Annotated in this window: 5 protein-coding genes; all 5 read right to left on the bottom strand. The window is 70.7% G+C overall.

The window, feature by feature from the left end; genetic code table 11:
- Window positions 1–659: glucose-6-phosphate isomerase (locus ACZ7EC_RS04505; protein WP_471057741.1), on the bottom strand; the 659-nt coding region annotated here is incomplete at its 3' end.
- Between the two features lies 1 nt (window position 660).
- The gene (gene opcA, locus ACZ7EC_RS04500) at window positions 661–1,587 is read right to left on the bottom strand and encodes a glucose-6-phosphate dehydrogenase assembly protein OpcA (protein WP_471057738.1); all 927 of its coding nucleotides are present in this window, start codon (window positions 1,585–1,587) and stop codon (window positions 661–663) included.
- Window positions 1,584–3,170: a glucose-6-phosphate dehydrogenase gene (gene zwf, locus ACZ7EC_RS04495; protein WP_471057735.1), complete on the bottom strand. Its 1,587-nt coding sequence runs from the start codon at window positions 3,168–3,170 to the stop codon at window positions 1,584–1,586. The genes opcA and zwf overlap by 4 nt, the downstream gene beginning before the upstream one ends.
- A complete protein-coding gene (gene tal / locus ACZ7EC_RS04490; RefSeq protein ID WP_471057732.1) occupies window positions 3,167–4,312 on the bottom strand; it encodes a transaldolase in 1,146 nt (381 codons plus the stop codon). Before tal ends, zwf begins: the two co-directional genes overlap by 4 nt.
- Window positions 4,313–4,331: 19 nt before the next feature.
- On the bottom strand, window positions 4,332–6,407 hold the full coding sequence (gene tkt, locus ACZ7EC_RS04485) for a transketolase (RefSeq protein ID WP_471057729.1): 2,076 nt from the start codon (window positions 6,405–6,407) through the stop codon (window positions 4,332–4,334).
- Between the last annotated feature and the right edge of the window lie 12 nt (window positions 6,408–6,419).

The raw sequence follows: 6,419 nt of genomic DNA, 5'->3' as shown, positions 1-6,419 counted from the left end.
TTGGTGATCGTCTCGATCGTGGTGAACGTCTTGGACGCGACGATGAACAGCGTCTCGGCCGGGTCCAGGTCACGGGTGGCCTCGTGCAGGTCCGCGCCGTCCACGTTCGACACGAAACGGACCGTCAGCTCCCGGTCGGCGAAGCTGCGCAGCGCCTCGTACGCCATCGCCGGGCCGAGGTCGGAGCCGCCGATGCCGATGTTGACGACATTGCGGATCCGCTTGCCGGTGTGGCCCGTCCAGGCACCCGAGCGCACCCGGTGGGCGAAGTCGCTCATCTTGTCGAGCACGGCGTGCACCTTGGGCACCACGTTCTCGCCGTCCACCTCGATCACCGCGTCCCGCGGCGCCCGCAGTGCGGTGTGCAGCACCGCCCGGTGCTCCGTGACGTTGATCTTCTCACCGCGGAACATGGCGTCCCGCAGCCCGAACACATCGGTGGCGGCGGCGAGTTCCCGCAGCAGGGTCAGGGTCTGATCCGTGATCAGGTGCTTGCTGTAGTCGATGTACAGATCACCGACCCGGACCACGTACCGCTCGGCGCGGTCCGGATCCGACGCGAACAGGTCGCGCAGGTGCAGCGGTCCCTCGGCGCGGTGGTCGGCGAGCGCCGTCCACTCGGGTCGGCGGGTCAGACGGGGATAATGGACGTCGGCCATCTCAGGCGTTCTCCTTGGCGGCCTCGCCCCGCAGGGCGATGGCGTACATCTCGTCGGCGTCGAGGCGGCGCAGCTCCTCGGCGATGAGTTCGGAGGTGGGGCGGACCTTCAGCGCGAGGGTGCGCGGCGGCTGGCCCGGCAGGGTGAGCGTCGCGAGCGGGCCCTCGGGGCGGTCCACGACGATCTCGCCGTCGCGGGTGCCCAGCCGTACGGCCGTGACCACCGGTCCCTCGGTGACCACCCGGTCGACGCTCACCCCGAGCCGCGCCTCCAGCCAGCGGGCCAGCAGCTCGGCGCTCGGGTTGTCCGCCTCGGCCTCCACGGCCGCCGACGTCACCTTCGCCCGCGCCTGGTCGAGCGCGGCGGCCAGCATGGAGCGCCACAGCGTCAGGCGGGTCCAGGCGAGGTCGGTGTCACCGGGCGCGTAGTTGCGGGCGCGGGCCTCCAGGACCTCCATCGGCCGTTCCACCGCGTACAGATCGGTGATCCGGCGCTGGGCGAGCGCGCCGAGCGGGTCCTTGGACGGGTTGTCGGGCGCGTCCACCGGCCACCACACGACGACCGGGGCGTCCGGCAGCAGCAGCGGCAGCACCACCGAGTCGGCGTGGTCGGACACGTCGCCGTAGGTCCGCAGTACCACCGTCTCGCCGGTGCCGGCCTCCGAGCCGACCCGGACCTCGGCGTCGAGGCGCGAGTGGGTGCGGTCGCGCAGGGTGCGGGCGTGCCGCTTGATGACGACCAGGGTGCGCGAGGGGTGCTCGTGCGAGGCTTCCTCGGCGGCCCGGATCGAGTCGTAGGCGTTCTCCTCGTCCGTGACGATGACCATCGTCAGGACCATGCCCACGGCCGGGGTGCCGATCGCTCGGCGGCCCTGCACCAGCGCCTTGTTGATCTTGCTTGCCGTGGTGTCGGTCAGGTCGATCTTCATGGCCTGCGCCAGCTCCGTCCGTCTCGTGCGAGCATCTCGTCGGCTTCCCGCGGTCCCCAGCTGCCCGACGCGTACTGTGCCGGACGGCCGTGCGCCGCCCAGTACTGCTCGATCGGGTCGAGGATCTTCCAGGACTCTTCCACTTCCTGGTGACGCGGGAACAGGTTGGCGTCGCCCAGGAGCACGTCCAGGATGAGCCGCTCGTACGCCTCCGGGCTGGACTCCGTGAACGACTCGCCGTAGGCGAAGTCCATGGACACGTCCCGGATCTCCATCGAGGTGCCCGGCACCTTGGAACCGAAGCGGACCGTCATGCCCTCGTCCGGCTGGACGCGGATCACGATCGCGTTCTGGCCCAGCTCCTCGGTGGCGGTGGAGTCGAAGGGGGAGTGCGGGGCCCGCTTGAAGACCACCGCGATCTCCGTCACCCGGCGGCCGAGCCGCTTGCCGGTGCGCAGGTAGAACGGGACGCCCGCCCAGCGCCGGTTGTCGATGCCGATCTTGATCGCGGCGAAGGTGTCGGTCTTCGACTGGGGGTCGATGCCGTCCTCCTCCAGATAGCCGACGACCTTCTCGCCGCCCTGCCAGCCGCCCGCGTACTGCGCCCGCACGGTGTGCCGGCCCAGGTCCTCCGGGAGCCGCACCGACTTGAGCACCTTCAGCTTCTCGGTGAGCAGCGCCTCCGCGTCGAACGCGATGGGCTCCTCCATGGCGGTGAGCGCCATCAGCTGGAGCAGGTGGTTCTGGATGACGTCACGGGCGGCGCCGATGCCGTCGTAGTAGCCGGCCCGGCCGCCGATGCCGATGTCCTCGGCCATGGTGATCTGGATGTGGTCGACGTAGCTGCGGTTCCAGATCGGCTCGTACATCTGGTTGGCGAAGCGCAGCGCCAGGATGTTCTGGACCGTCTCCTTGCCCAGGTAGTGGTCGATGCGGAAGACCTGGTCCGGCTCGAACACGTCGTGCACGATCGCGTTCAGCTCGCGGGCGCTGGCCAGATCGTGACCGAACGGCTTTTCGATGACCGCGCGCCGCCAGGAGCCCTCGGGCGGGCTCGCCAGGCCGTGCTTCTTCAGCTGCTGCACGACCTTCGGGAAGAACTTCGGCGGCACCGAGAGGTAGAACGCGAAGTTGCCGCCGGTGCCGCGGGAGGCGTCCAGTTCCTCCACGGCGTCCTTGAGCTGCTTGAACGCGGTGTCGTCGTCGAAGTCGCCGGGGATGAAGCGCATGCCCTCGGCGAGCTGCTGCCACACCTCCTCGCGGAACGGGGTGCGCGAGTGCTCGCGCACCGAGTCGTGGACGACCTGCGCGAAGTCCTGGTCCTCCCATTCGCGGCGGGCGAAGCCCACCAGGGAGAAGCCTGGCGGCAGCAGACCGCGGTTGGCCAGGTCGTACACGGCCGGCATCAGCTTCTTGCGGGACAGGTCACCGGTCACCCCGAAGATGACCAGACCCGACGGACCCGCGATGCGCGGCAGACGCCGGTCGCGGGTGTCCCGCAGCGGGTTCACCCAGTCGGCGGCCGGGGCGATGGGCACCCGGACCTCCTCGGGTGCCGGGGCCGGGCTCGCTTTCTCGGTCATCGCGCGTCAACTCCCTTGCTCTCCAGGGACTTCGCCACCGCGTCCAGCAGGTCCTGCCAGGCCGTCTCGAACTTGGCGACGCCCTCGTCCTCCAGCTGCTGGACGACCTCGTCGTAGGAGATGCCGAGCCGCTCGATCGCGCCGAGGTCGGCGCGGGCCTGCGCGTAGCCGCCGGTCACCGTGTCGCCGGTGATCTCGCCGTGGTCGGCGACGGCGAGCAAGGTGGCCTCCGGCATGGTGTTGACCGTGCCCGGCGCGACGAGGTCGTCCACATACAGGGTGTCCTTGTACGCGGGATCCTTCACACCGGTGGACGCCCACAGCGGACGCTGCTTGTTCGCCTTGTCCCCGGCGAGCGCCAGCCAGCGGTCCGAGGCGAAGACCTCCTCGTACGCCTCGTAGGCCAGCCGCGCGTTGGCGAGGGCCGCGCGGCCCTTGAGCGCGAGGGCCTCGTCGGTGCCGAGCGCGGTCAGCCGCTTGTCGATCTCGGAGTCCACGCGGGAGACGAAGAACGAGGCCACCGAGTGGATGGTGGACAGGTCGATGCCGCGCTCGCGGGCCTTCTCCAGGCCGGCCAGGTAGGCGGCCATGACCTCGCGGTAGCGCTCCAGGGAGAAGATCAGGGTCACATTGACGCTGATACCGAGCCCGACGACCTCGGTGATCGCCGGCAGGCCCGCCTTGGTCGCCGGGATCTTGATCATCACGTTCGGGCGGTTGACCAGCCAGAACAGCTGCTTGGCCTCGGCGACGGTGGCCGCCGTGCGGTGCGCCAGACGGGGATCGACCTCGATGGAGACCCGGCCGTCGCGGCCGTTCGTCGCCCGGTACACGGAGTCGAGGACGTCGGCTGCGTCCCGCACGTCGGCGGTGGTCATCATGCGTACGGCCTCGTCGACCGTCACGCCGCGCACGGCCAGCTCGGTGAGCTGCTCCTCGTACCCCTCGCCGGAGCCTATGGCCGCCTGGAAGATCGACGGGTTGGTGGTGACACCGACGGCGCTGCCGCTCGCCACCAGGCCGGCGAGGCTGCCCGAGGTGATCCGCCCCCGCGACAGGTCGTCCAGCCAGACGGACACACCCTCGTCGGCAAGGCGCTTGAGGGCTCCCGGAGTCGCGATTGCTTCGGTCACAGTGATCATCTTTCCTTGTGTGTCGGTGTCAGGCGCGCGCGGCGGCGAGCGATTCGCGGGCCGCCGCGGCGACGTTCTCGGGGGTGAAGCCGAACTCGGTGAACAGGGTCCCGGCGTCGGCGGAGGCGCCGAAGTGCTCCAGGGAGACGATCCGGCCCGCGTCACCCACATAGCGGTACCAGGTCAGCCCGATGCCGGCCTCCACCGCCACCCGCGCCTTCACGGCCGGCGGCAGCACCCGCTCGCGGTAGGCGCGCGGCTGCTCCTCGAACCACTCCACGGACGGCATCGAGACCACCCGCGTGCCGATGCGCTCGGCCTCCAGCCGCTCCCGCGCGGCCACGGCGAGCTGCACCTCGGAGCCGGTCGCGATGACGATCACCTCCGGCACCTCCGTCGAGGACTCGCGCAGCACATAGCCGCCCTTGGCCGCGTCCTCGTTCGGCGCGTAGACCGGCACGCCCTGGCGGGTGAGCGCGAGCCCGTGCGGGGCAGGGCTGGTGGCGTGCCTCTTCAGGATCTCGGCCCAGGCGATCACGGTCTCGTTGGCGTCCGCCGGGCGGACGACATTCAGCCCCGGAATGGCGCGCAGCGAGGCCAGGTGCTCGACCGGCTGATGGGTCGGTCCGTCCTCGCCGAGGCCGATGGAGTCGTGCGTCCAGATGTACGTCACCGGCAGCTGCATGAGCGCGGACATCCGCACCGCGTTGCGCATGTAGTCGGAGAACACCAGGAAGGTGCCGCCGTAGACGCGGGTGTTGCCGTGCAGGGCGATGCCGTTCATCTCCGCCGCCATGGAGAACTCGCGGATGCCGAAGTGGACGGTACGGCCATAGGGGTCGGCGGTCGGCAGCGGGTTGCCCTCGGGGAGGAACGAGCTGGACTTGTCGATGTCGGTGTTGTTGGAACCGGCGAGATCGGCGGAGCCGCCCCACAGCTCGGGCAGCACCGGGCCGAGCGACTGGAGCACCTTGCCGGAGGCGGCGCGGGTGGCGACCGACTTGCCCTCCTCGAACACCGGCAGGGCGTCCTCCCAGCCCGCGGGCAGCTCGCCCCGGCTGATCCGGTCGAACAGGGCGGCCCGCGCCGGCTCCGCGGTGCGCCACTCGGCGATCCGCTTGTCCCAGGCCGCGTGCGCCTCGGCACCCCGGTCCAGGGCCCGCCGGGCGTGCTTCAGGACCTCGTCCTCGACCTGGAAGGACCGCTCCGGGTCGAAGCCGAGGAGGCGCTTGGTGGCCGCGATCTCCTCCGCGCCGAGCGCCGAGCCGTGGGAGGCCTCGGTGTTGCGGGCGTTCGGGGCGGGCCACGCGATGATCGTGCGCATCGCGATGATCGAGGGCCGCCCGGTCTCGTTCCGCGCCGCTTCGAGGGCCGCGTACAGGGCCGGGGCGTCCACATCGCCGTCGGCGGTGGGCTCGACGCGCTGGGTGTGCCAGCCGTAGGCCTCGTACCGCTTCAGCACGTCCTCGGAGAAGGCGGTCGCGGTGTCGCCCTCGATGGAGATGTGGTTGTCGTCGTAGAGGAAGACCAGGTTGCCGAGCTTCTGGTGGCCGGCGAGCGAGGACGCCTCGGCGGAGACGCCCTCCTCCAGGTCGCCGTCGGAGACGATCGCCCAGACGGTGTGGTCGAAGGGGGAGGTGCCCGCGGGGGCCTCGGGGTCGAACAGGCCGCGCTCGTAGCGGGCGGCCATCGCCATGCCCACCGCGTTGGCGACACCCTGGCCGAGCGGCCCGGTGGTGGTCTCCACGCCCGCGGTGTGCCCGTACTCCGGGTGGCCGGGGGTCCGCGAGCCGTGGGTGCGGAACGCCTTCAGGTCGTCCAGCTCCAGCTCGTAGCCGGCCAGGAACAGCTGGGTGTACAGGGTCAGCGAGGTGTGGCCGGGGGAGAGGACGAACCGGTCACGGCCGGTCCACTCCGGGTCCGCCGGGTCGTGACGCATCACCTTCTGAAAGATCGTGTACGCGGCAGGTGCCAGGCTCATCGCGGTCCCCGGATGGCCGTTGCCCACCTTCTGTACCGCGTCGGCCGCCAGCAGACGGGCGGTGTCCACGGCCCGCCGGTCGAGATCGGTCCACTCGAAGCCACCGGAAGTGTGCGTGCTCATCTTCAAGAAGTC

The organism is Streptomyces sp. NPDC037203, assembly GCF_055605065.1.
Note: the sequence above shows the minus strand (reverse complement) of the source record. Positions and strands in the feature narration are given on the sequence as shown.